The organism is Microcoleus sp. B3-D7 (assembly GCF_036705305.1).
Classification (GTDB): domain Bacteria; phylum Cyanobacteriota; class Cyanobacteriia; order Cyanobacteriales; family Microcoleaceae; genus Microcoleus.
In genome coordinates, this window is sequence record NZ_JAUBUE010000004.1 from 116,427 (window position 1) to 137,653 (window position 21,227).

At 45.2% G+C, this 21,227-nt stretch carries 18 protein-coding genes; 11 read left to right on the forward strand and 7 right to left on the reverse strand.

Annotation, left to right across the window (positions count from 1 at the left end; all coding sequences use genetic code 11):
- Nucleotides 1-95: 95 nt before the first annotated feature.
- Together QUB25_RS05030 and QUB25_RS05035 are read right to left on the reverse strand one after the other, a co-directional pair.
- A complete protein-coding gene (locus QUB25_RS05030; RefSeq protein ID WP_333182231.1) occupies nucleotides 96-1,883 on the reverse strand; it encodes an NHLP bacteriocin system secretion protein in 1,788 nt (595 codons plus the stop codon).
- Between the two features lie 1,096 nt (nucleotides 1,884-2,979).
- Entirely contained in the window at nucleotides 2,980-3,129 is a 150-nt protein-coding gene (locus QUB25_RS05035; RefSeq protein WP_333060250.1) for an isochorismate synthase, read from the reverse strand.
- Nucleotides 3,130-3,238: 109 nt separating this feature from the next.
- On the opposite strand from QUB25_RS05035, the gene QUB25_RS05040 reads away from it, so the two are divergent.
- The 10 genes from QUB25_RS05040 to QUB25_RS05085 all read left to right on the forward strand — a co-directional run bounded on the left by QUB25_RS05040 (nucleotide 3,239) and on the right by QUB25_RS05085 (nucleotide 12,852).
- A complete protein-coding gene (locus QUB25_RS05040) occupies nucleotides 3,239-3,433 on the forward strand; it encodes a hypothetical protein (RefSeq protein WP_333182232.1) in 195 nt (64 codons plus the stop codon).
- Between the two features lie 196 nt (nucleotides 3,434-3,629).
- Entirely contained in the window at nucleotides 3,630-5,030 is a 1,401-nt protein-coding gene (locus QUB25_RS05045; RefSeq protein WP_333182233.1) for a nicotinate phosphoribosyltransferase, read from the forward strand.
- Between the two features lie 62 nt (nucleotides 5,031-5,092).
- Nucleotides 5,093-5,692, forward strand: coding sequence for a nicotinate-nucleotide adenylyltransferase (locus QUB25_RS05050; RefSeq protein ID WP_190734851.1), 600 nt, complete (start codon nucleotides 5,093-5,095; stop codon nucleotides 5,690-5,692).
- Nucleotides 5,653-6,402, forward strand: a complete 750-nt coding sequence (locus tag QUB25_RS05055) for an NrtR DNA-binding winged helix domain-containing protein (RefSeq protein ID WP_333136345.1) — start codon at nucleotides 5,653-5,655, stop codon at nucleotides 6,400-6,402. The genes QUB25_RS05050 and QUB25_RS05055 overlap by 40 nt, the downstream gene beginning before the upstream one ends.
- A 70-nt stretch (nucleotides 6,403-6,472) precedes the next feature.
- Nucleotides 6,473-6,766: an isochorismate lyase gene (locus QUB25_RS05060; RefSeq protein ID WP_333182234.1), complete on the forward strand. Its 294-nt coding sequence runs from the start codon at nucleotides 6,473-6,475 to the stop codon at nucleotides 6,764-6,766.
- An 87-nt stretch (nucleotides 6,767-6,853) separates the two neighbouring features.
- Entirely contained in the window at nucleotides 6,854-8,590 is a 1,737-nt protein-coding gene (locus QUB25_RS05065; protein ID WP_333182235.1) for an NAD+ synthase, read from the forward strand.
- A gap of 19 nt (nucleotides 8,591-8,609) precedes the next feature.
- Nucleotides 8,610-9,539 carry a DUF192 domain-containing protein gene (locus QUB25_RS05070; protein ID WP_333182236.1) on the forward strand — a complete coding sequence of 310 codons (930 nt, stop codon included), beginning with the start codon at nucleotides 8,610-8,612 and terminating at the stop codon, nucleotides 9,537-9,539.
- A gap of 43 nt (nucleotides 9,540-9,582) precedes the next feature.
- The gene (crn3, locus tag QUB25_RS05075) at nucleotides 9,583-9,915 is read left to right on the forward strand and encodes a CRISPR-associated ring nuclease Crn3/Csx3 (RefSeq protein WP_333147103.1); all 333 of its coding nucleotides are present in this window, start codon (nucleotides 9,583-9,585) and stop codon (nucleotides 9,913-9,915) included.
- Between the two features lie 372 nt (nucleotides 9,916-10,287).
- Entirely contained in the window at nucleotides 10,288-11,967 is a 1,680-nt protein-coding gene (locus QUB25_RS05080; protein WP_333060258.1) for a calcium-binding protein, read from the forward strand.
- Nucleotides 11,968-12,222: 255 nt separating this feature from the next.
- Complete coding sequence (locus QUB25_RS05085) at nucleotides 12,223-12,852, forward strand: hypothetical protein (RefSeq protein ID WP_333060259.1); 630 nt, start codon at nucleotides 12,223-12,225, stop codon at nucleotides 12,850-12,852.
- Between the two features lie 232 nt (nucleotides 12,853-13,084).
- Here the strand turns inward: QUB25_RS05085 and ureC are convergent, their stop codons facing one another.
- The 5 genes from ureC to QUB25_RS05110 all read right to left on the reverse strand — a co-directional run bounded on the left by ureC (nucleotide 13,085) and on the right by QUB25_RS05110 (nucleotide 18,171).
- Nucleotides 13,085-14,842, reverse strand: coding sequence for an urease subunit alpha (ureC, locus tag QUB25_RS05090; RefSeq protein ID WP_333182237.1), 1,758 nt, complete (start codon nucleotides 14,840-14,842; stop codon nucleotides 13,085-13,087).
- Nucleotides 14,843-15,019: 177 nt separating this feature from the next.
- Complete coding sequence (locus QUB25_RS05095; RefSeq protein ID WP_333182238.1) at nucleotides 15,020-16,147, reverse strand: glycosyltransferase family 61 protein; 1,128 nt, start codon at nucleotides 16,145-16,147, stop codon at nucleotides 15,020-15,022.
- Nucleotides 16,148-16,479: 332 nt separating this feature from the next.
- Nucleotides 16,480-16,797 carry an urease subunit beta gene (locus QUB25_RS05100; protein WP_333182239.1) on the reverse strand — a complete coding sequence of 106 codons (318 nt, stop codon included), beginning with the start codon at nucleotides 16,795-16,797 and terminating at the stop codon, nucleotides 16,480-16,482.
- Between the two features lie 33 nt (nucleotides 16,798-16,830).
- A complete protein-coding gene (gene ureA, locus QUB25_RS05105; protein ID WP_015179363.1) occupies nucleotides 16,831-17,133 on the reverse strand; it encodes an urease subunit gamma in 303 nt (100 codons plus the stop codon).
- 162 nt (nucleotides 17,134-17,295) lie between these two features.
- Nucleotides 17,296-18,171 carry an urease accessory protein UreD gene (locus QUB25_RS05110; protein WP_333182240.1) on the reverse strand — a complete coding sequence of 292 codons (876 nt, stop codon included), beginning with the start codon at nucleotides 18,169-18,171 and terminating at the stop codon, nucleotides 17,296-17,298.
- Nucleotides 18,172-18,455: 284 nt separating this feature from the next.
- Here QUB25_RS05110 and QUB25_RS05115 point away from each other — a divergent pair, with 284 nt between their 5' ends.
- Nucleotides 18,456-21,158 (forward strand): DNA methyltransferase, encoded by a 2,703-nt coding sequence (locus QUB25_RS05115; protein ID WP_333182241.1) that lies wholly within the window; start codon nucleotides 18,456-18,458, stop codon nucleotides 21,156-21,158.
- Nucleotides 21,159-21,227 lie beyond the last annotated feature (69 nt).

Here is a 21,227-nt window from a genome sequence, read left to right on the forward strand (position 1 = left end):
ATAGACTTCGATATAAACAAGACAAACGGTCGGTGTAACGTATTTGTTGTCAACAATTATCTCTCCCTGGGGACGAAAAAAACTGACAATAAGGGTTAGTAAACCCCAGTCAAAGACCGAAAAATAGGAATCACGTAAGAAATCGGCGCTAACTGCCCGATTTGAACCCGAACTAGCGCCGTAGTACCGGGGGAAATCTTGAGAGGAGGCCCGTTCGATGAAGACCATTTGTAACCGCTGATAGTGTTCGGATCTTGTTGCAATTCCACAAAGATTTGCACGGGAGCACCGCCGCTAGCGATGCTTTTTGCGATGCTGTCAGCCAAATTTTCATTGCCGATAATTGCCGACATATCTTGATTAGTAACCGGAAAAGGAGAAACTTGGGTTACTTTGCCGACAATGCCGCCGTAGCGTTCTCGCTTGACGACGCTAGGGGTAACTTGTACGGTCATTCCCGGTTTAATTTGCTTGCCGTCTCTGTCAGCAAAATAGACAAGACTGACCATTTTTTCGCTAGAATTCTCAGATTCAACTGTCCCGATTCTTGTACCGATGTTCAGCATTTGACCTGCAACGGCGCTAACTTCTAAAACGCGCCCGTCATATTGGCTGGTAATTTTGCTGTCGGCGGTCAACTGATTCTGTAAGTGGGCAATCTTGCGTTTAACTTCCTGAATTTGATTTGTTTGGGCGATCGACTTCTCTAAATCTTGTTGAGCTAGTTTGACCGCTTGGGTTTCTATGTCTTTAATCTTAGTTTTGATTTCGTCAATTTTGTTGAGGTTTTGCAGGTAATCTCGTTCGGCGTTACTTTTCTGAACTTTAAGTTCTTGGAGGTTGTTTTGAATTTCGTTAAGGCGGTTGAGATTTTGCAGGTACTCTCGTTCGGTATTGGTAGCTTCAACCTTGAGTTGCTGCCGAGTGTTTTTGAGGTCGTCCATTTTATTGAGATTTTGCAGGAATTCGCGATCGCTATTCGTTTTCTGAACGTCGAGTTCCTTTAACTGCGTTTCAATATCCGCCAGTTGCATCTGAGAGTCCGCAAATTCCTGTCTCGCTTGCAGCATTACATCCTCGCCGATCGCCCTCTCTTGTTCGTAAAGAACGCGGCGAGTTTCAAACCGCTGCTGTAAAGTTTCCACCAAAGAAGTGATGTGCTGTTTTCGCTGCAAAAGACTGTCGCGTTTTTTGGCGATCGCGGCCAGAGTTTGCTGCCGCAATATCGGCGCAACTTGTTCTCGCCGCAAACTTTCTTCCAAACTTTGGCGTTTTTCTGCTAATGCTGTCAGAGTTTGCTGCCGCAATATCGGGGTAATTTGTTCGCGGCGCAAACTTTCTTCCAAACTTTGGCGTTTTTGCTCTAATGCCGCCATACTTTGCTGGTGCAATATCGGCGCAACTGACTCCCTATTCAAGCTTTCTTGAAGGTCTTTTTGCTGCTGTTCGAGGGTTTTTAATTCCAGCGCCATCTGCTGTTTTTGCAGCTTATTAGTATCTTGCTTTTGGCCTTGCAGTTGGGCTAATTTGGCTTTTTCTTGTTCTAGCTGCTGCTGGAGGTCGAGTTTATTAATTCTGCCGATTTCTTGACCCCGTTTAACAACATCTCCCGGCTTGATATTCAGCTTTACCAATTGACCGGAACTAGCAGCTTGAAATTGCACGACTCGGCGAGGCTGAAGCAAGACGCCTTGACCGGAAACAGTCAGCGGAATTCGCCCGATCGCACTCCAAACCCCCGCAGCAGCAACTAAACAGCCAATTGCAGTTAGTGGCAGCCACGATCGAGGACTAACCACCTGCATCATTTCGTCGAGGCGTTCCGGTGAAGATAAGCGATCGATCGCTTCGGTAGTGAAAAGTTTGTTTTGTTTTACCTGCATCAGCTATTCCTTTCGAGAGTGCGATCGCGCTGTCAGCAGGGGTGTATTTGAAGGGGAAATTCCTTGCAAGTCAATTGAGGCACAAACAATTTCCCAACAAACGTTCAAAGCTTCCGTGCAATTACTTGAATCTTCTCACTCCTGTTTGCAGCTTGCCTGTAAAATCACTTTACGACAATTAACCCTCGTCAGACCTAACTAACAGTAGAGTTTTCAGCTAACAAAAAGACCAGCTTGCAGCCAGTCTTCCGACGGGGGAATGACCCGAACTTTTGGCTAGGTATCGCCCGCCGCCAGTGCCTACACATTGTAACCAGTTAAGCTAAAAACACTTTTATCAATGAGTAGAATTACTCTAAGGTATCGAAGTAGCAACTTGAAATGTGGTGCGATTTGTTCAAGGAGGTTAGAAGAAAAGCTGTTCAGGACTTCGCCCAGTAGCAGAAAAAGGGGAAACAATTAGCCGATTTTTAGGTTTTTGCGATCGCTGGACTATTCCTAAATCCAGATTGGGGGGTTCAGCAAAATACTCAACTGGGTCTAAAGCTCATATTTTTATTCTTCTATATTAAAATTAGAGATCTTTCAATAAATCATCTCTAAAGCAATCTGCTCAAATGGGATTTCTAATTCCTCTCTCTGCAACTACATCTCCTCTATAAATTTTAAATCATTTGTGAATTTCTTACTCCCTCCCCGCGAGTTCGGGGAGGGTTGGGGTGGGGTAAAACATTTACGATTCCTGCAAGGATTGCTATATAGTTTGATTTTTGATAAGATTACTGAACCAACCCTAGTGCAACAAAAGGTTCTAGTTTTGCTTGGTGTTTCTCTAATTTATACGCAGTAAACCGTGGCAAAAATCTTTATTTCAAAAGCTTACTACCCTGAATATATTTTTTTTGTCAATTGGGGAAGTTCAGTGTAATTGGTCATTGGTAATTGTAGGTGGGGTAGAAGGAAGGGAAACCCCACCTACACTTACTATTAACAGTCAACAGTCAACAGTCAACAGTCAACAATTAATTGTTAACTGTTGACTGTTAAACAGACTGTCGCCTGTGCCGAGCTCGTTATAAAATGCCAGAACGGCTGCTCATTGTCTGGATTTAGAATTTTTGGAGAGCTTACCTTCAAAAGGTTGAACTCCACTATTTGGATAGTTGTCATCGCTGGGGCTAAAAATCCGCACCGCTGCTTCCGAAACGTAACGCATCGCGTTTGCCAAAGATTTAGAAAGATTCATAGAATCTGCCTCTCTTAATCTGGGTTCTGATACTTCTTAGATTACTCTGATTTTTCGGCTATGGATGACTTTAGCAATATTTATTTGAATTACTTATTGGTCTGCAACAATGAAGCAAGCTGAAGGTTTAAGGAATTACGCATTGTTGGACGATCGACCTTTTGGTGGTAGATTTTTTCTTGGTCAACTCAAGCTGTCGCGATCGCACTCCCGACGCTCAGAAACCGGGTTGTCTAACTCTATTCAAGGGCTGCAAGGAAGTTTTTTCGCAAAAAACCCGGAACGCTTGAGTGTTTGTACTTAATTCCTGAGTTTGTTAAATTCAGTATTTATATTTTTTTACCATAATATTAATTTACAAGTTAACCGAAATCCGCTATCAAAGGGCATAATCAGCGAATTTTTCCGACAAATATCTGCAATCTTTATCAAATATTTACAAAAAGATATGGTGTTTGTCACTATAATTAAAAAAAAGAAGTTTGTTCGGGGTTTTTTTTATGAAAACTACCACAGAAAGCCTGCAGCTCACAGGTTTTGAAGAAATCTTAGAAGACCGGGAACTAACGGTTTCTTCAGCAGATTACAGCCTTTTGACCGATCTCTACCAGCTAACGATGGCCGCTTGTTATGTCGGGGAAGGGCTCGACGGGCGGGCAGCGAGTTTTGAATTATTCGCGCGCAGGCTGCCAGAGGGTTTTGGTTACGCGATCGCGATGGGTTTGGCTCAAGTTCTCGATTATTTGGAGAAATTTCGGTTTTCGCCGGCGCAAATTCAGGCTTTGCAGTCGAGTGGGATTTTTGCCGGCGCCCCGGAGCGATTTTGGACTTTACTCGCCACAGCCCGCTTTACTGGCGATGTTTGGGCGGTGCCGGAGGGGACAGCGGTGTTTGCCAACGAGCCTCTGCTGCGAATTGAGGCTCCTCTGTGGCAGGCTCAGTTGGTGGAAACTTATTTATTGAATGCCATAAATTATCAAACTTTGATTGCGACGCGGGCAGCGAGGCTGCGCGATGTGGCGGGCCCGGAGGCTAAGTTGCTTGAATTCGGGACGCGCAGGGCTTTTGGGCCTCAAGCTGCTGTTTGGGCGGCTAGGGCTGCCCTAGCTGCGGGATTCGACGGAACTTCTAATGTTTTGGCTGCTTTGAAGTTGGGCCGCAAGCCTGTCGGTACGATCGCCCATGCTTTGGTAATGGCCGTGGCTGCCCTCGAAGGCAGCGAGAATCAGGCGTTTGCAGCTTTTCACCGCTATTTCCCGGGGGCGCCGCTGCTGATCGATACTTATGATACTGTGGCTGCGGCGCGGATGTTGGCAGATCGAGTAAACAGCGGTGAAATGCAGTTGGAAGGCGTGCGGCTGGATTCGGGCGATTTGGCGCTGCTGTCTCGGGAAGTTCGATCGATCCTTCCGGGCGTTCCAATTTTTGCTAGCGGCGATTTGGACGATCGAGAAATTGCTAAATTAAAAAGTAGCGGCGCTTGCATTGACGGTTACGGTTTGGGAACCAAGTTGGTCAGCGGTTCCCCTGTCAACGGTGTTTATAAGTTGGTGGAAATTGACGGAATTCCGGTGATGAAAGAGGCAAGCGGCAAGGTAACATATCCAGGAAGAAAGCAAATTTTTAGACATATTGAAAATGGGCAAATTCTCGGAGATTGTTTGGCATTGTCCGGAGAAAATATTAAGAATTGCGATTATATACCATTAATGAAATTGTTTGTCAAGGACGGCCAACGAGTCCAGAACCAGGAAAGTTTGGACGATATCGCCAAACGAACTGCTGCTTCTGTCGGCAGTCTTCGACCCGAAACTCGCCAACTTGACAACCCAATTTCGCCGCCGGTGGAAATTTCTCCAGATTTGCAGAGTCTCACCCAAAAAACCAAAAAGAGTCAGTAGCCAACAGTCAACAGTCAACAGTCAACAGTCAACAATTACCCATTACTCATTACCGATTCCCTATGCAGAAGATTGCTCTTTTTGGAACCAGTGCCGATCCACCCACAGCAGGACACAAAACAATTCTGAGTTGGCTTTCCCAACATTTTGATTGGGTAGCAGTTTGGGCGTCGGACAATCCTTTTAAGTCGCACCAAACTTCTCTAGAACACCGATCGGCAATGCTGCTGTTAATGATTCAAGAAATTAATTCGCCCAGACACAATCTTTGCTTGCATCCAGAACTCAGCAGTCCGAGAACCGTGGAAACTGTGGAACAAGCAAGATTGCTGTGGCCGAATGCAGATTTGACGCTGGTAATAGGTTCGGACTTGGTGGGGCAACTGTCTCGCTGGTACAAATTTGAACAATTGTTAAAACAAGTGGAGTTACTGATAGTACCGCGACCCGGTTATCCGTCAGAGCAATTAGATTTGTGGCAGTTGAGGCGCCTGGGTGCAGACGTGGCGATCGCATCTTTGAGTGCTCCCAATGTTTCTTCTACTTCCTATCGGGAAACAGGAGACAGGGAAGCTCTGACTCCGACCATCGAAGATTACATCAATAGGGAGCATTTGTACGCATGGCACGAGGCACGAAAAAGGGCGAAGGTTGCTCATTAGCTGACTTTAAAGTAGGAGTAGATAATGTGATTTTCTCCGTCGATGCCGTGCAGAACCGCTTGTTGGTGCTGTTGGTAATGCGGCAAGACGAACCGTTTATCGATTCTTGGAGTCTTCCCGGTACTTTGGTGCGTCAGGGCGAGTCTCTTGAAAATGCGGCTTACCGAATTTTGTCTGAGAAAATTAGGGTAAAAAATTTGTATCTGGAGCAATTGTATACTTTCGGAGAACCGGGGCGCGATCCTCGAGAATATACCAGGGGCGATCGCTATCTTTCGGTTAGTTATTTTGCTTTGGTTCGCTTTGAGGAAGCTGAGTTAATTGCTGGGAGTGTAGTGGCGGGTGTCGGCCACCGCGTCGGCGGCATTGCTTGGTATCCCGTGCAACAAGTTCCACAGCTTGCCTTCGATCACAATCAAATTCTCGAATACGGATACCGGCGACTGCGTAACAAACTTGAATACAGTCCGGTAGCTTTTGAAGTTTTGCCGGAACTTTTTACTTTGAGCGATTTGTATCAGCTTTATACAACTATTTTGGGGGAAAGTTTTTCGGATTATTCTAATTTTAGATCTCGATTGTTAAAATTGGGTTTTTTGTGCGATACCGGTGTTAAGGTTTCGCGCGGGGCGGGTCGCCCTGCTAGTTTGTACCGCTTTGATGCGGCCGCTTTTGCTCCTTTCAAAAATAAGCCTCTGGTGTTTATTTAGCTGTTCCTTAGATGACATTCTGGGATCAATTTAGTAACATTAGAATAGAAGCTATTAAGGAGTGCAGGCTATGAAAGACCCTGATGAATGCGCTAATATTCACGAAGTTCGGGAGGAAATTGATATTATCGATCGAGAAGTGATCGAGGCTTTGAGCAAGAGATTTCAATACGTCATCGCGGCAGCAAGGTTCAAAACGAGTGAAGCTAGCGTTCGATCGTCGGAGCGCTTTCAGGCTATGTTACAGCAGCGGCGCAAGTGGGCTCAAGAATCGGGTTTGAATCCTGATGTGGTTGAAAATATTTACCGGGATTTGGTAAATTATTATATTGAGGAAGAGTTGAAACATTACAAATCTAAGTAAGTTTTCGCTAGATTCAAATCTAGGACTATAGGAAAGTGAGTCCGCGCGGGCTGATTGTTAGCAATATTTATTAAGTGATTTGGTGATATGAAAATTGCGATCGCACAACTCAATCCTACTATTGGTGATATCTTTGGCAACTCCAACCTAATTCTGGAGGCTGCGAAAAAAGCTGAGGTTGAGGGCGCAAACTTATTGCTAACACCGGAACTTTCCCTGATCGGTTATCCGCCGCGCGATTTGTTAATCAATCCGAGTTTCATTGCAGATGCAGGTGTACAGTTGCTGCAACTGGCGCAAGCTTTGCCGCCGGAGTTGGCAGTCATAGCAGGTACTGCCTTACCTAATGCTAATGCTGTTAAACTCGGCGGAAAATCATTGTTTAATAGCGCTGTTTTGTTGCAAAATGGCGCCGTCAAACAAGTTTTTCATAAACGCTTGTTGCCTACTTATGATGTATTTGATGAAGATAGATATTTTGAACCGGGAGAAAACAGCAATTACTTTTCTATTGGCGAACTCAAAATCGGCGTGACAATTTGTGAAGATTTGTGGAACAATGAGGAGTTTTGGGGTAAACGCAGTTACGCAGGCGATCCTGTTTCCGATTTGGCAAAATTGGGTGTAGATTTAGTGCTGAATTTGTCGGCATCGCCTTATTCTGCGGGGAAGCGGGGAGTGCGATCGGCGATGTTGCAGCACAGCGTCATCCGCTGCGGGATACCGATTATTTACGCTAATCAGGTAGGGGGAAATGACGATATTATTTTTGACGGCAGCAGTTTTGCTGTGAATCGAAAGGGTGATTTGATTCAGGTATTAGCTTCTTTTGAAACGGATTTTGCGGTGCTGGAATATGACGCAGTTAAACAAGATTTAGTTGGCAGCGGCGGGACCGGGCAAGATGCCCGATCCACAACAGATTTAAGTTTTCATCCGGCAGAAGGAGATGCAGAAATTTGGGCTGCTTTGGTTTTGGGAGTACGAGATTATGTTCGCAAGTGCGGTTTTTCTAAGGTTGTACTCGGTTTGAGCGGCGGGATAGATTCGGCTTTGGTGGCGGCGATCGCCAGTTGCGCGATCGGACACGAAAATGTTCTAGGGGTGCTGATGCCTTCTCCTTACAGTTCGGATCATTCGGTTAATGATGCTTTGGAATTAGCCCGCAATCTGGGCATCGCGATCGAACTATTGCCGATCGGCGATTTGATGAAAACTTACGATCGCACTCTCGCCAATTTGTTTGTCAACACAACTTTCGGGATTGCTGAGGAAAATATTCAATCGCGGATTCGAGGCAATCTGTTGATGGCAATTTCCAATAAGTTCGGACATTTGCTGCTTTCGACGGGCAATAAGTCGGAAATGGCGGTGGGTTACTGCACTCTCTACGGCGATATGAATGGGGGATTGGCGGTGATTTCTGATGTGCCGAAAACTCGCGTGTATTCGCTTTGTAGGTGGCTGAGTTCTGGCGGATATGTAGGGGCGGTACCCCCAGGCCAGCCCCTGGGAAAGGAAATTATTCCGGTTAATATTATTACTAAAGCGCCGAGTGCTGAACTGAAACCGGGACAAATTGACCAAGATTCTTTGCCGGATTACGATGTTTTGGATGACATCTTGCAGCGGTTAATAGAAAATCACGAATCTGCCCAACAAATTGTCGCTGCAGGACACGATGAAGCGGTGGTTAAACGTGTAGTAAAATTAGTCAGGCAAGCGGAGTTTAAACGGCGGCAAGCAGCCCCGGGGTTGAAAATTAGCGATCGAGCTTTTGGTACCGGTTGGCGGATGCCGATCGCCAAATCTTCATTCTATTAAACGCATCATTAAACGCAAAATGGTTAACATCGACGGTAGTTTCGGCTTCGATTTCCTCCTGGGAGATCTCAGCAACGATACGATTAGAGGATTTGCGGGTAATGATACTGTTCAAGGTTTGGGGGGAAACGACCGCATTTTTGGCGATCGGGAAAATGATTTGCTAGCCGGAAATGAAGGCGCTGATACGCTGTCTGGCGGTCAGGGAAGCGATACAATCTATGGAGGACAAGACTCCGATTGGATATTTGGCGATCGGGGTAACGATTTGCTAATAGGCGGCGAAGGTGGGGATATCTTAACAGGAGGGGCGGGGGATGATTTATTTGTGATTGAAAGAACCTCCGCCACATCTACTATTACTGAAGCCGATATAATTACAGATTTTGGCAACGGCAATGATAAAATTGTCTTGACAGATGGCATGAAGTTTAGCGATTTAGATATTTCTGTTTCCGATAACCAAACTATTATGAAAGATAAAAACTCTGGTAATTATTTAGGAGTTGTTTCGGGAAATTCTAATCTGACTGAATCAAACTTTATTTCGCTGTTTGGCGGACTAGATAGAGGTCAGCTTTTGCCAATTTCGGTTAACACGATTATAGCCGATCGCGCGATCGGACTGGAAGTGGCGCAAACTCCCCAAGAACAAGCCACAGGTTTAATGTTTCGCACAGAATTGCCAGATGACAGGGGAATGCTTTTTCCCATCGAACCAGCGCGAAATGTGCGTTTTTGGATGAAAAACGTGTTTATTGAGCTCGATATGGTTTTTCTGCGGGAAGGCGTAGTGCAGGCGATAATTCCTAACGTACCGCCGTGTTTGAGCGAAACCTGCCCCAACTACGGCCCGGATGTTCCCGTTGACGGAGTTATCGAACTAAGAGGCGGAAGGGCGGCCCAATTAGGACTGAAAGTTGGCGATCGGATTCCCAATTTACCCTAAAAGGTATATGATTTTATCGCAGCCTTCAACATTTGTGCATCCAATGAATCCTATTGAATTAAAAATAATTCCCCATCAAACTCAAGACGGTTTAGCTTACCAACATTTGCGCTTGCGTATTACAACTCAAGACGGTATCATCACGCCAAATGATTTACAAGGTTTGAAACTTCCTCAACACGTTCAATTGAGCCAAGGAATTGTCATTGAAGGTAGAGGAGCAATTTGGCTTTACGGGTATTTAGTACACGAATGTCATCCTGCGGCTTGGGTTGGATGTTACGATCCGCGATTAGAAGGTGCCGTGGTAGTAGCGACGCACAAGCACGAGGTATCAGTTGGACAGGTATTAAAATTGAGTTTACCGAGCGATTAAAACTCTCCTGAGTTTGAGGTGATAATAAATAAAAATAAAACTTGCTTTGGTAGGGGCATTTTACCTGCGTTAGCGACACGCTAACTACTGTTTGCACCACAAATCCAGGAGAGTCGCGATTAAATTAGAGCGTGTTGAGTGAAGGGTCCGAACTATTGTGCACCAGAATATCCAGCTATGAATGCCGCTCTAGAAATGCAAGTCTTGAACAGGCAGGATGCCTGTTCCACAATAATATAATTTTTGGAGAAGTCTATTCAGAAACATTAGTCGATCGCCCTACAAGCGCGCGAATCTGTTTTGTCAGAAGCTTCGGGCGATCGACAAAACACTCGTAAATTTAGCAAATTTGCAATTTTAGTGTGAGGACTTATGACCATTACTCGCGTCTCTGTTGACTCAGCAGGCAATCAGGCGAACGGCTTCTCCAACGCTTACTCCATCTCAGCCAACGGGCGGTTTGTGGCGTTTCAATCTCAGGCATCCAACCTCGTGCCGGGAGACACCAACAATAAAAACGACATCTTCGTGCGGGACTTGTCAACCAATACTACCACCCGCATCTCTGTAGATTCAGCAGGCATTCAGGGAAACAACGACTCCTTCAATCCCTCAATCTCAGCCGACGGGCGGTTTGTGGCGTTTGCATCTTTTTCCAACCTAGTGCCGGAGGATACTAACAATACCAGCGACATCTTCGTGCGGGACTTGTTAACCAATACCACCACCCGCGTCTCTGTAGACTCAGCAGGCATTCAGGGGAACAGCGACTCCAACAATTCCGCCATCTCAGCCGACGGGCGGTTTGTGGCGTTTCAATCTTATGCCTCCAACCTAGTGCCGGGAGACACGAACAATCGGTTCGACATCTTCGTGCGGGACTTGTCAACCAATACCACCACCCGCGCCTCTGTAGACTCAGCAGGCAATCAGGGTAACAGCGACTCCCTCACCCCCTCCATCTCAGCCGACGGGCGGTTTGTGGCGTTTACTTCTTTTGCCTCCAACCGATTGGGAGAGACGAACAATCGCAACGACATCTTCGTGCGGGACTTGTTAACCAATACCACCACCCGCGTCTCTGTAGACTCAGCAGGCAATCCGGGGAACAGCGACTCCTCCAGTCCCTCCATCTCAGCCGACGGGCGGTTTGTGGCGTTTGAATCTCAGGCATCCAACCTCGTGCCGGGAGACACTAACAATTTTTTTAACCAAGCTAAAATCTTCGTGCGGGACTTGTCAACTAATACTACCACCCGCGTCTCTGTAAACTCAGCAGGCATTCAGGGGGACGAAAACTCCTTCAACCCCTCCATCTCCGCCGACGGGCGGTTTGTGGCGTTTACTTCTCGTTCCTCCAACCTCGTGCCGGGAGACACTAACAATAAACAGGACATCTTCGTGCGGGACTTGTCAACCAATACTATCACCCGCGTCTCTGTAGATTCAGCAGGCGATCGGGGGCAGCATGACGACGCGTTATTTGGGCCCTTAATATCAGCCGACGGGCGGTTTGTGGCGTTTGCATCTGGTGCATCCAACCTCGTGCCGGGGGATACCAACAATACCACCGACATCTTTGTTTATGACACCGGCAACAATAACTCTGCAAACCTCATCAACGGCACTCCAGGCAACGACGTGCTCACTGGCACTCCCGGCAACGACACCATCAACGGTTTGGCAGGCGATGACGTTCTGACTGGTTTGCGGGGCAACGATATCATCAATGGTGGCGACGGCAGCGATAACCTGTCTGGGGGCAAAGGTTTTGACACCCTCAACGGCGGTTTGGGCAACGATATTCTAGTCGGTGGCGTGGGCAACGATGTATTTGTTTTAGGTGGGGGATTGGGAGTTGATACCATCTCTGATTTCGCAAACTCTCAAGATACCATTCAATTAATCAATGGCTTGACTTTCGGACAGCTATCAATTTCCCCTGGAACGGACGGCACATTAATTAGAGTAGCCAGCAGCGGTGAAGTTTTAGCTTCTTTGATAGGCGTTGCTCCGAACCTCATCGGCCCTGAAGATTTCCTCTCTGTTTAGATATCTGCAGATTCTCAATTGCCTAGTGTAGAAACACAGCACGGTGCTTTGTCCTTTTACCGAATATTTCACCTTTACTCAAAGAACGCGATCGCGACTTACGCACTCCGACAGAGAAACCGGGTTTTTTACCGAATCTGCGGGTCACAACGCAGTATTTTCGTAAAAAACCCGGTTTCTGAACCCCCGTGCACAAGCCCTAGCAAAAAATGGTTTGACGCGCAATATACTGTTGTTGGCTTTTAGTTATTAATTATGGCAAATTACAGAACTGTATTGTTGTTCAATAGTTTAACTTTAGTGCTAGTGGGGCTAGTGACGGCGTGTCTGAGTTTGTTCGGTTCTTCAGTAAAAGGGTTATTTTTGCCGCCTTGCTCTGCCACGTATCCGGGTGCAGGTTTCTTTTTTTTGGCGTTTCAAATGTTATTTTATTTATCGGTAATGGTGTGCGCTTTTACCTTTGGATTGCTGAGAATTATTCAACCAGAGCGCCCAGAAAATCGATTTATTTTATATTCGGCACTGTTTGCAGGTTGCTTTCTGTTCAATGAAGTTTTTCGCACCCATGTTCATCTTGGACGTGCGGGTTTCCCGAAAGTGACAATTGTCATATTTTACGCCGTGCTGGCAATTGCCTACGGATTAGCTTTTCGGAGACAAATTCGCTCTACTCCCTATGCTTTACTGCTGAGTGGCGTTGGTTTGTTATTTGTTGCCTTTTTTGCAGAAGCGCTGCCTTTAAAAAACGAGATTGTTTCGAGCTTGCTGGAGGGAATACCGAAGCTGTTGAGCGGAATTAATATTGCACTTTATTTTTGGTTTTTGTGTCAGGGTTTGATAGTGCGATCGCTCAATTTTTCTAACAAGACATCACATCCCGAATGAAGTAAGATAAAGATTTGCCGTTGGGTGGGGGCGGGTTTTTGAGATGGTCGGTTTTTGGTCAATATTGTTGGTAAAACCCGCGACTACATGATTGTATAATCGGTAAAAACTGAGATATTGCACCATTTTCAATTAGCCTTTTATGAACAGGCAAGATGCCTGTTCCACAATAAAATTTATATTTTGTGGAACAGGCATCTTGCCTGTTGCTGAAAATGGTGCAAAATATCAGTTAAAACAAAAAGTATCGCTGCGCCATTGGCAAAACTGTTGCGGGTTCGCAAGTTAACAATTCCCCATCCGCCCTGACTTCATAAGTTTCTGGATCGACTTCCATTTGTGGCAAATAATCGTTGAGTTTCATGTCTCTTTTGCTAATTTGTCGGGTCCCGGAAACTGCTACAGCGGGCTTTTGCAAACCGAGCTGTGCGGCAATATCTCGATCGCGCGCAGCTTGGGAAACGAACGTCAGACAAGTCGCCCCAATCGCCCCGCCAAAACTGCCAAACATCGGCCGCATATGCACCGGTTGCGGCGTCGGAATGCTGGCGTTAGCATCTCCCATCTGCCCGTAGGCGATCGCCCCTCCTTTAATTACCAGTTCCGGTTTCACCCCAAAAAAAGCCGGCCGCCACAAACACAAATCCGCCAATTTCCCCTCTTCCACCGAACCGACATACTGACTAATTCCGTGAGTAATTGCCGGATTAATTGTATATTTCGCAATGTACCGCTTCACCCGAAAATTGTCATTCTCTCCCCCTGTGGAACGGGCATCTTGCCCGTCTAAATCACCTGTGGAACGGGCATCTTGCCCGTTCAAAATCCCCCTTTGAACCTTCATTTTATGTGCCGTTTGCCAAGTCCGAATAATCACCTCTCCCACTCTTCCCATCGCCTGAGAATCAGAAGAAATCATACTAAACGCACCTAAATCGTGCAAAATATCCTCAGCAGCAATAGTTTCCCTTCTAATTCTCGATTCAGCAAAAGCCACATCTTCAGGAATGCCTCGATCCAAATGATGGCAAACCATCAACATATCTAAATGTTCTTCTAAAGTATTGACAGTGTAAGGGCGAGTCGGGTTAGTTGACGAAGGCAAAACATTAGCTTGTCCGCACACTTTAATAATATCCGGTGCGTGTCCGCCACCCGCACCTTCGGTGTGGTAAGTATGAATAGCTCGATTCTTAAAAGCTGCAATTGTAGCTTCCACAAATCCCGCTTCATTGAGAGTATCCGTGTGAATTGCAACTTGCACGTCGTACTCGTCAGCTACATTCAAACAAGTGTCGATCGTTGCTGGTGTAGTTCCCCAATCTTCGTGGAGTTTCAAACCCATTGCACCGGCAAAGATTTGTTCAATTAATCCTTGGGGTTGACTGGTGTTTCCTTTACCTAAAAACCCTAGATTTACGGGGAAAGCGTCAGCAGCTTGCAGCATTCTGTACATATGCCAAGGCCCGGGAGTGCAAGTTGTGGCGTTTGTACCCGTTGCAGGGCCAGTGCCGCCGCCGATCATTGTCGTGATGCCGGAGGCGATCGCCACTTCTATTTGTTGCGGGCAAATAAAATGAATGTGACTGTCAATTCCCCCGGCGGTGAGAATCATTCCTTCACCCGCAATTACTTCACTACCAGGCCCGATAATAATATCTACCCTATCTTGAATATAAGGATTTCCGGCTTTACCAATTTTGTAAATTTTGCCGTCTTTAATACCGACATCTGCTTTAACAATTCCCCACCAATCTAATATTAAAGCATTAGTAATTACCGTGTCAACAGCGCCGTCTGCAGTAGAAATCGGCGACTGTCCCATGCCGTCGCGAATGACTTTGCCACCGCCAAATTTAACTTCATCCCCGTAGGTTGTGAAGTCTTTTTCAACTTCTATGAATAATTCTGTATCGGCTAACCGGACGCGATCGCCCACAGTCGGCCCTAAGGTTTCCGCGTAGGCGCGGCGATCCATTCTGTAACTCATGCTCGCTCCTAATATTAATAAATTTTTAGTTAGCAGTTGAGACCCACTTGAATTATAGTATGTGCCGAGTTCCTCAATCTGCAACAGTAAAAAAAATACCACATTAGGGAAGGTTTAAAACCCCGATCGTCCTCAATTCTGCCCCTCGAAAATCGCAAATGCTATGAAGGAGCAAATTTACTCCAGCATTTTCTGGATTTCCCTTTTCAAAATCTCCACATCTACCGTCATATCCATGCCAATGAAACTCCAATCTTCCGCTACATTGTTGTCATCAACCATACGCGAGTATTCTATTCCCAATAGCTGACAAATGTAATAGAAATATGGCGGAGTGTACCCTCCATAAAAGAATTCCAATACTTTCGTTCCCGGCTGACACCACAGCAAATTTGTAAAACCAGCCCCGTGAGGGCCGACAACCACCGCCGCTTCTGCAAACAGACGAATTTGTTCATCAACAGTGCGCGAGATATCTTCCAAAATTTCAAAATCAAATTCTTTCAAAACCTCTCGCACTTGTACTTCATTTTTAACCTTGCGCCGGCCGCTTCTCGACAGATAAAGTTTTCTATAAGGCTTTACTTTTTCTTTAAGACAGAATTTTTTCCGCAAAAGCTCTATATCGTAAGGACTCGGAAAATACCAGTCTTGATTGTTTCCCACCACCAGACTTTCTGCATGATATCCCGTATCTCTAGCCCTAGTGTCGATTAGTGAACTTTCAGGAATACCGAGTTTGGTCATAAAGCCCAACTCAAAATCTGTATGTCGTAAAGGATAACAAATTTTGGCTTCTTGCCAAATTTCCTTACCTAAAGCCTCCTCAATTCGACAAAGTTTAGCCAGCACAAAAATCACATAATCATAATAACTGCACCACAAATGCGACCAGGGAGCAACTACCAGCGGATAGGTAATTTGGTTAGGTTTGTAAGGCCATTCCAGAATGCCCGCACCGCTAATCCGAAAATCCAAGTCTAAAAGCAACTTGTTATTCAAAAGCGTGTTACCAGACGTACAAATAGTTAGAGAATTTATTTTTTGATTCAGGGAAATCTTCCAAACATAATCTGGGTCAAAAGACACGGTTTTTTCCGTGGCAAAAAACCGAGAAGGCACTTTATTTACCGAGGTTAATGCGGGTATATTGATGGGTTCATGCTGCTTTTTATAAACGATGCTGTCATCTAACAATTTGATGCTGGTGCGCCGGTCTAACGGGGTTCTCCAGACACGCCTTGATGTTGCAAGCAAGCTCTGCTTCAAGACCTGTTTTATCTGGTCAACTAATTTTGGGTTCATCACGCACTTTTGCTGTATATCTTTGCAATTTTAACAACTACGCTATAACCCAAACGGCAGATTTTAACTCGCTCAAAAGTAGGAAATTTAACTAACAAAAGAAAGGCAGAAGGGACTTATACAGAAGGCAGAGAAACTGTTTTGAAATTACTTGAGAACTCTCTAGGCGTAGGGCTGGAATTGATACCATTTTCGATGGGGGATTGGGGATGACTGATCACTATCATAGTGTGGAAATTCCCTACAGTTGCATTTTTTTTTGAAACTGCTGGGACTTTTAAGTTAAAAAGTGTCAAATTCAAAACAAAACAATTGTGAACTACCTTCTGGCTTCATACTTCAGCATCCAGATGACCGTTCACTTTTCCATTAAAGCCGTAGACTTGACGACTACCAACAAACGGCACTAATTGAACTTCCCTTTCATCTCCCGGTTCAAACCTGACTGCTGTACCTGCGGGGATATCCAACCGCATTCCTTTTGCTTGTTCTCGATTAAATTCTAAGGCTTCGTTAGCCTCATAAAAGTGATAGTGTGAACCAATTTGAATGGGTCGATCGCCCGTATTTCCTACCAGCAACCGCACCGTTGGGCGATCGGCATTTAATTCTATTTCGCCTGCTGAAACAATCATTTCTCCTGGTATCATTCTTTCCTCCTATGACTCTCTGTGGTTAATTTTTTAACGGATCGGATCGTGTACTGTAACGAGTTTAGTTCCATCGGGAAAAGTCGCCTCAACCTGAACTTCATGCACCATTTCTGGTATCCCTTCCATCACATCTTCCCGCGTCAGGAGAGTTGTTCCATAACTCATTAAATCGGCGACGGTGAGGCCATCTCTTGCTCCTTCTAAAATGGCGGCGGAAATGTAAGCTAGTGCTTCTGGGTAGTTTAATTTTAAACCTCTTTGTTTCCGGCGCTCTGCTACCAGGGCAGCGGTGAAAATCAGCAGCTTGTCTTTTTCTTGGGGGGTGAGTTGCATTTTTATTCTTGTAAGTGCGATCGCATTATTTGATTATGATATCTTTTACGGTTTTTTGTGAATGATTTAACCGCAAAGGGCGCAGAGAACGCAGAGGAAGAGAAGAGAGAGATGAATAATCGAGTTAGGAGGGGAACTATACATTGAAATTCAAAGATCATCCTATTTTATCCAAACTCTGGGCAAACAGCAAGGGCGTTCTGAAAAAGATAAGCGCAGCAAGTGCCAAATGCTGACAAACCAGTCTCTCGCTGCGGTTGTGGATGAACCACGATATCGGCACAGCAAACCGTTAGGAATACGAGTCACGCCGACGGTGGAATTACCAGGATAAATTGTTGCCTCAGATGGCAAATCTCGCAGTTTTTCCACGAGTTCTGTGGTTACGGGTTCGCCTACCCAAGCGAGGGTGGCGACTACGGGTTTTCCTGCGAGGCCGTGAGGACTTTCGAGCATTTTTTCTCCACCTTTGAGCAATTGTCTGTCAATCCATATAGGGCTGTTTTGTTGCCAGACTTCGGTGTGCGAGATCCATTCTCCAGACAAGAACTTTTCGCCCCTAGCACTGCGTCCAAATCTGGTAATTTCCCACAGTAAAATCCTTGCTGTTGGTGCTAATTCTACCCGCAAATTTTGCCGATATTTTGCGCCGTCAAAAACTATTGTTTCCTGTGGCAGCCATTCTAAATTAGCACCAGTATCTAGCTGAATGTCAATATTTTGTTGTGATTCTAGTCCGCTGCTGCGATAGATTTTACCAGCGGCGGCCGTGGTAATCAAGGCTTGGGCGTTGGGTTGGAGGTTAAAATGGCTGGAAAGTCGATCGCCCCCGACAACTCCGCCAGCCGTGTGCAAGATGACGCTGTGACAAATGTCTTTCCCTTCAGGATAAAACGGGCGCTGCACCTTGAGGGGCGCTTGCATTTGACTGTGAATGATTTGAGTTGCACCGCTGCGGTTAGCGTAGACTAAATCCAGGTGGCCGTGCCATCCAGTTTGAATGTTATTTGTAGGTATTTCAGTCGAGTTTTGAATCACAGATTTTTAGGATTTAATAATAAAGATTATTAACAATATAGTATTACTACCCGCTACCCAACATTCCGCCAGGGAATTAATTCCCTGGCTCACAGCTCAAGTCCTCTCAAAGAGGACTAAATAAATAGTATCAAATTTTGTTGAAAAAAATAACATATTCTTTTCAGTCCTCTTCAGAGGACTTTAGCTATTAGACAGGGAATTCATTCCCTGGCGGCCTATGACCAAAGATAACAATAATACAAGATAGCAGATTATAAATATGCGTTTTAAATAATCCTCCCATGCCAGCAACCCCTGAAAGCCTCCAAAAATTTGTTACCTACTGCCAACAACACATTACAGGCGATGAAAAAGGACAAGCACAGGTATTTTTAGACCGCTTCTTTCGGGCTTTCGGCCACGAGGGGGCATTAGAAGCAGGCGCAACCTATGAGGAACGCATAGAAAAAAGCAGCAAAAAAGGTCAACTTGGATTTGCTGATTTGGTGTGGAAAAAGCACGTTTTGATTGAAATGAAAAAGCGCGGTGAAGATTTGACTAAAAGAGAACACCGCACCCAAACAGAACGCTATTATATTCGCCTAAAAAAAGACGATCGCCCGCGCTACGTGATGATGTGCAACTTTGAGGAGTTTCACATTTACGATTTCGACCTTCAGCCGGATCAGCCTGTAGACATTATATCCCTAAAGCAATCGCCCGCTTTTGCCTTCATGGAATCTACCAGCCGCCGCCCCATATTCAAAAACAACCAAGTCGAGATTACCGAAAAAGCTGCTAGCAGAATGGGGATGCTGCTAGAAATGTTAATCGAACGCGGCCAAGAGCGCAAATTTGCTAAATTTAATCAGTTTCAGGCCCAGCGATTTGTGTTGCAGTGCGTCTTAGCAATGTTTGCCGAAGATCGGGGATTATTGCCGCCTGCACTCTTTACTCGCTGCGTCAAAGATTGTCTGGAAGGAGCAAGTTCTTACGATGTCTTGGGTGGCTTATTTCAAGCAATGAATCAGCAGGGAGTCACGCCCGCAGGACGGTATGAAGGAGTCGAGTATTTCAACGGCGGATTATTTTCGGAAATACACCCCATTGAACTGCAACAGGGAGAGTTGAAAATATTAGAAGTTTGTGCCGAACAAAATTGGAGTCAGGTACGCCCTTCTATTTTTGGCAATATCTTTGAATCGGCTTTGAAAACCGATAAAAAACAGCGCCGCGCCTACGGGATTCACTTTACTACAGAGGGAGACATTCGCCGCATTGTTTTGCCCACAATTAGCTATTACTGGGAAGAGCGAATTAACGCTGCAAATACGGTAGCAAAACTGCAAAATCTGCATCAAGAATTAGGTCGCTATCGCGTCCTAGATCCGGCTTGCGGTTCGGGTAATTTTCTGTATGTAGCTTATCAGGAACTTAAGCAAGTTGAAAAGTTACTTTTAGATAAGCTAAACGAGTGCGACGGTACAAGAGGTTATATGAATTTAGTCACGCCGCAGCAATTTTACGGCATGGATATTAACTCGTTTGCGGTGGAGTTGGCGCGGGTGACGCTGATGATTGGTCGCAAGGTGGCGATCGATAATTTGGGATTGAAAGAACCTTCTCTGCCTTTAGATACTTTGGATAAAAATATTGTCTGTGCTGATGCTTTATTTACTGATTGGGTGAAGGCTGACGCGATTATCGGCAATCCTCCGTTTTTAGGTGGCAAGCACATGAGGATTGCCCTGGGAGATGAATATGTTGACCGCGTGTTTAAACGCTTTCCTGATGTGAAAGATTCGGTTGATTTTTGTGCTTATTGGTTTCGCATAGCTCACAACAATTTAGAACTAAATGGCAGGGCTGGTTTAGTTGCTACTAATTCAATTAGTCAAGGTAAAAGTCGTGCTGCTGCTTTAGATTATGTCGCGCAAAATGGCGGTCACATTTATGCAGCCGTTTCTACTCAGCCTTGGTCTGGGCAAGCTAAGGTTCATGTCAGCTTGATTAACTGGAGCAAGGAAAAGCCGAAAGTTTACTATTTAGATAATCTCGCGGTTTCTAGTATCAACTCTTCGCTGAAAGCTACGATTGATGTTTCTCAAGCTGCTAGGTTGTCAGCGAATTTAAACACATGCTTTCAAGGTGTAATTCCAGTGGGAATGGGATTTATTGTTAGTCAAAAGCAGGTTAATGATTGGATTAAAGAAGATGCTAAAAATCAAGAGGTTCTTAAACTTTTTTCAATGGGTGCAAATCTAGCAAAGAATCCTAACGGTATGCCGGAACGCTGGATTATTGACTTCAATGATATGAACATTGAAGAAGCGAGTGAATATGTGCTGCCTTTTGAGTATGTGAAAGCTCATGTCAAGCCTGAACGGGATAATAATCGAGATGCACGATCCCGAATTTATTGGTGGAATTTTTTGCGATTGCGTTCAGAAATGAGAAAGGCGATCGCACCTTTATCTCACTACTTTACCGTACCGAGAGTCTCAAAGTGGGCTGTCTTCATTCCCGCTCCCGTTAGTTGGCTGCCGGGAGACAAATCAGTAGTTGTTGCCTCAGAAGACTTTTATATTCTGGGCATTCTTTTATCTAAGATTCACCGAATTTGGATGAACTCTCAAAAATCTACACTTGAGGACAGAACAGCTTACACCCACAATACCTGCTTTGAAACTTTCCCATTTCCCCAGACAGCAGCGAAGCAATTAGTAGAGCAAATTCGGGTAACGGCGGTCGAATTGCATCAATACCGCACTCAACAAATGTCCGCAAAGCAGTGGGGAATTACTCAACTTTACAATAAATTTTTTAATGAGCCAACAAGTCAACTTTATAAACTTCATGCTAAGCTCGATCGCGAAGTAATGCAAGCTTACGGATTTACTGACAGCGACGATATTTTAGCAAAAGTGCTGGAATTAAACCTAGAACTGGCAAAAAAAGAAAAACGGGGAGAACCCGTAGTTGGGCCTTGTGTCTCAACTGACTAAAAATGCTAATCGTTGTAATCATAAGTTTTGTAAATTTGCGTATAATCACATAGAGTGTTGATAGAGATC

Excerpts from the sequence above, each read along its gene's own strand:
- ureA (WP_015179363.1), bottom strand. The coding sequence starts at position 17,133 with ATGCAACTCACCCCCCAAGAAAAAGACAAGCTGCTGATTTTCACCGCT.
- QUB25_RS05040 (WP_333182232.1), top strand. The coding sequence starts at position 3,239 with ATGAAGCAAGCTGAAGGTTTAAGGAATTACGCATTGTTGGACGATCGA.
- QUB25_RS05055 (WP_333136345.1), top strand. The coding sequence starts at position 5,653 with ATGGCACGAGGCACGAAAAAGGGCGAAGGTTGCTCATTAGCTGACTTT.
- QUB25_RS05065 (WP_333182235.1), top strand. The coding sequence starts at position 6,854 with ATGAAAATTGCGATCGCACAACTCAATCCTACTATTGGTGATATCTTT.
- QUB25_RS05060 (WP_333182234.1), top strand. The coding sequence starts at position 6,473 with ATGAAAGACCCTGATGAATGCGCTAATATTCACGAAGTTCGGGAGGAA.
- QUB25_RS05100 (WP_333182239.1), bottom strand. The coding sequence starts at position 16,797 with ATGATACCAGGAGAAATGATTGTTTCAGCAGGCGAAATAGAATTAAAT.
- crn3 (WP_333147103.1), top strand. The coding sequence starts at position 9,583 with ATGAATCCTATTGAATTAAAAATAATTCCCCATCAAACTCAAGACGGT.
- QUB25_RS05050 (WP_190734851.1), top strand. The coding sequence starts at position 5,093 with ATGCAGAAGATTGCTCTTTTTGGAACCAGTGCCGATCCACCCACAGCA.
- ureC (WP_333182237.1), bottom strand. The coding sequence starts at position 14,842 with ATGAGTTACAGAATGGATCGCCGCGCCTACGCGGAAACCTTAGGGCCG.
- QUB25_RS05030 (WP_333182231.1), bottom strand. The coding sequence starts at position 1,883 with ATGCAGGTAAAACAAAACAAACTTTTCACTACCGAAGCGATCGATCGC.
- QUB25_RS05045 (WP_333182233.1), top strand. The coding sequence starts at position 3,630 with ATGAAAACTACCACAGAAAGCCTGCAGCTCACAGGTTTTGAAGAAATC.
- QUB25_RS05095 (WP_333182238.1), bottom strand. The coding sequence starts at position 16,147 with ATGAACCCAAAATTAGTTGACCAGATAAAACAGGTCTTGAAGCAGAGC.
- QUB25_RS05070 (WP_333182236.1), top strand. The coding sequence starts at position 8,610 with ATGGTTAACATCGACGGTAGTTTCGGCTTCGATTTCCTCCTGGGAGAT.
- QUB25_RS05035 (WP_333060250.1), bottom strand. The coding sequence starts at position 3,129 with ATGAATCTTTCTAAATCTTTGGCAAACGCGATGCGTTACGTTTCGGAA.
- QUB25_RS05115 (WP_333182241.1), top strand. The coding sequence starts at position 18,456 with ATGCCAGCAACCCCTGAAAGCCTCCAAAAATTTGTTACCTACTGCCAA.
- QUB25_RS05080 (WP_333060258.1), top strand. The coding sequence starts at position 10,288 with ATGACCATTACTCGCGTCTCTGTTGACTCAGCAGGCAATCAGGCGAAC.
- QUB25_RS05085 (WP_333060259.1), top strand. The coding sequence starts at position 12,223 with ATGGCAAATTACAGAACTGTATTGTTGTTCAATAGTTTAACTTTAGTG.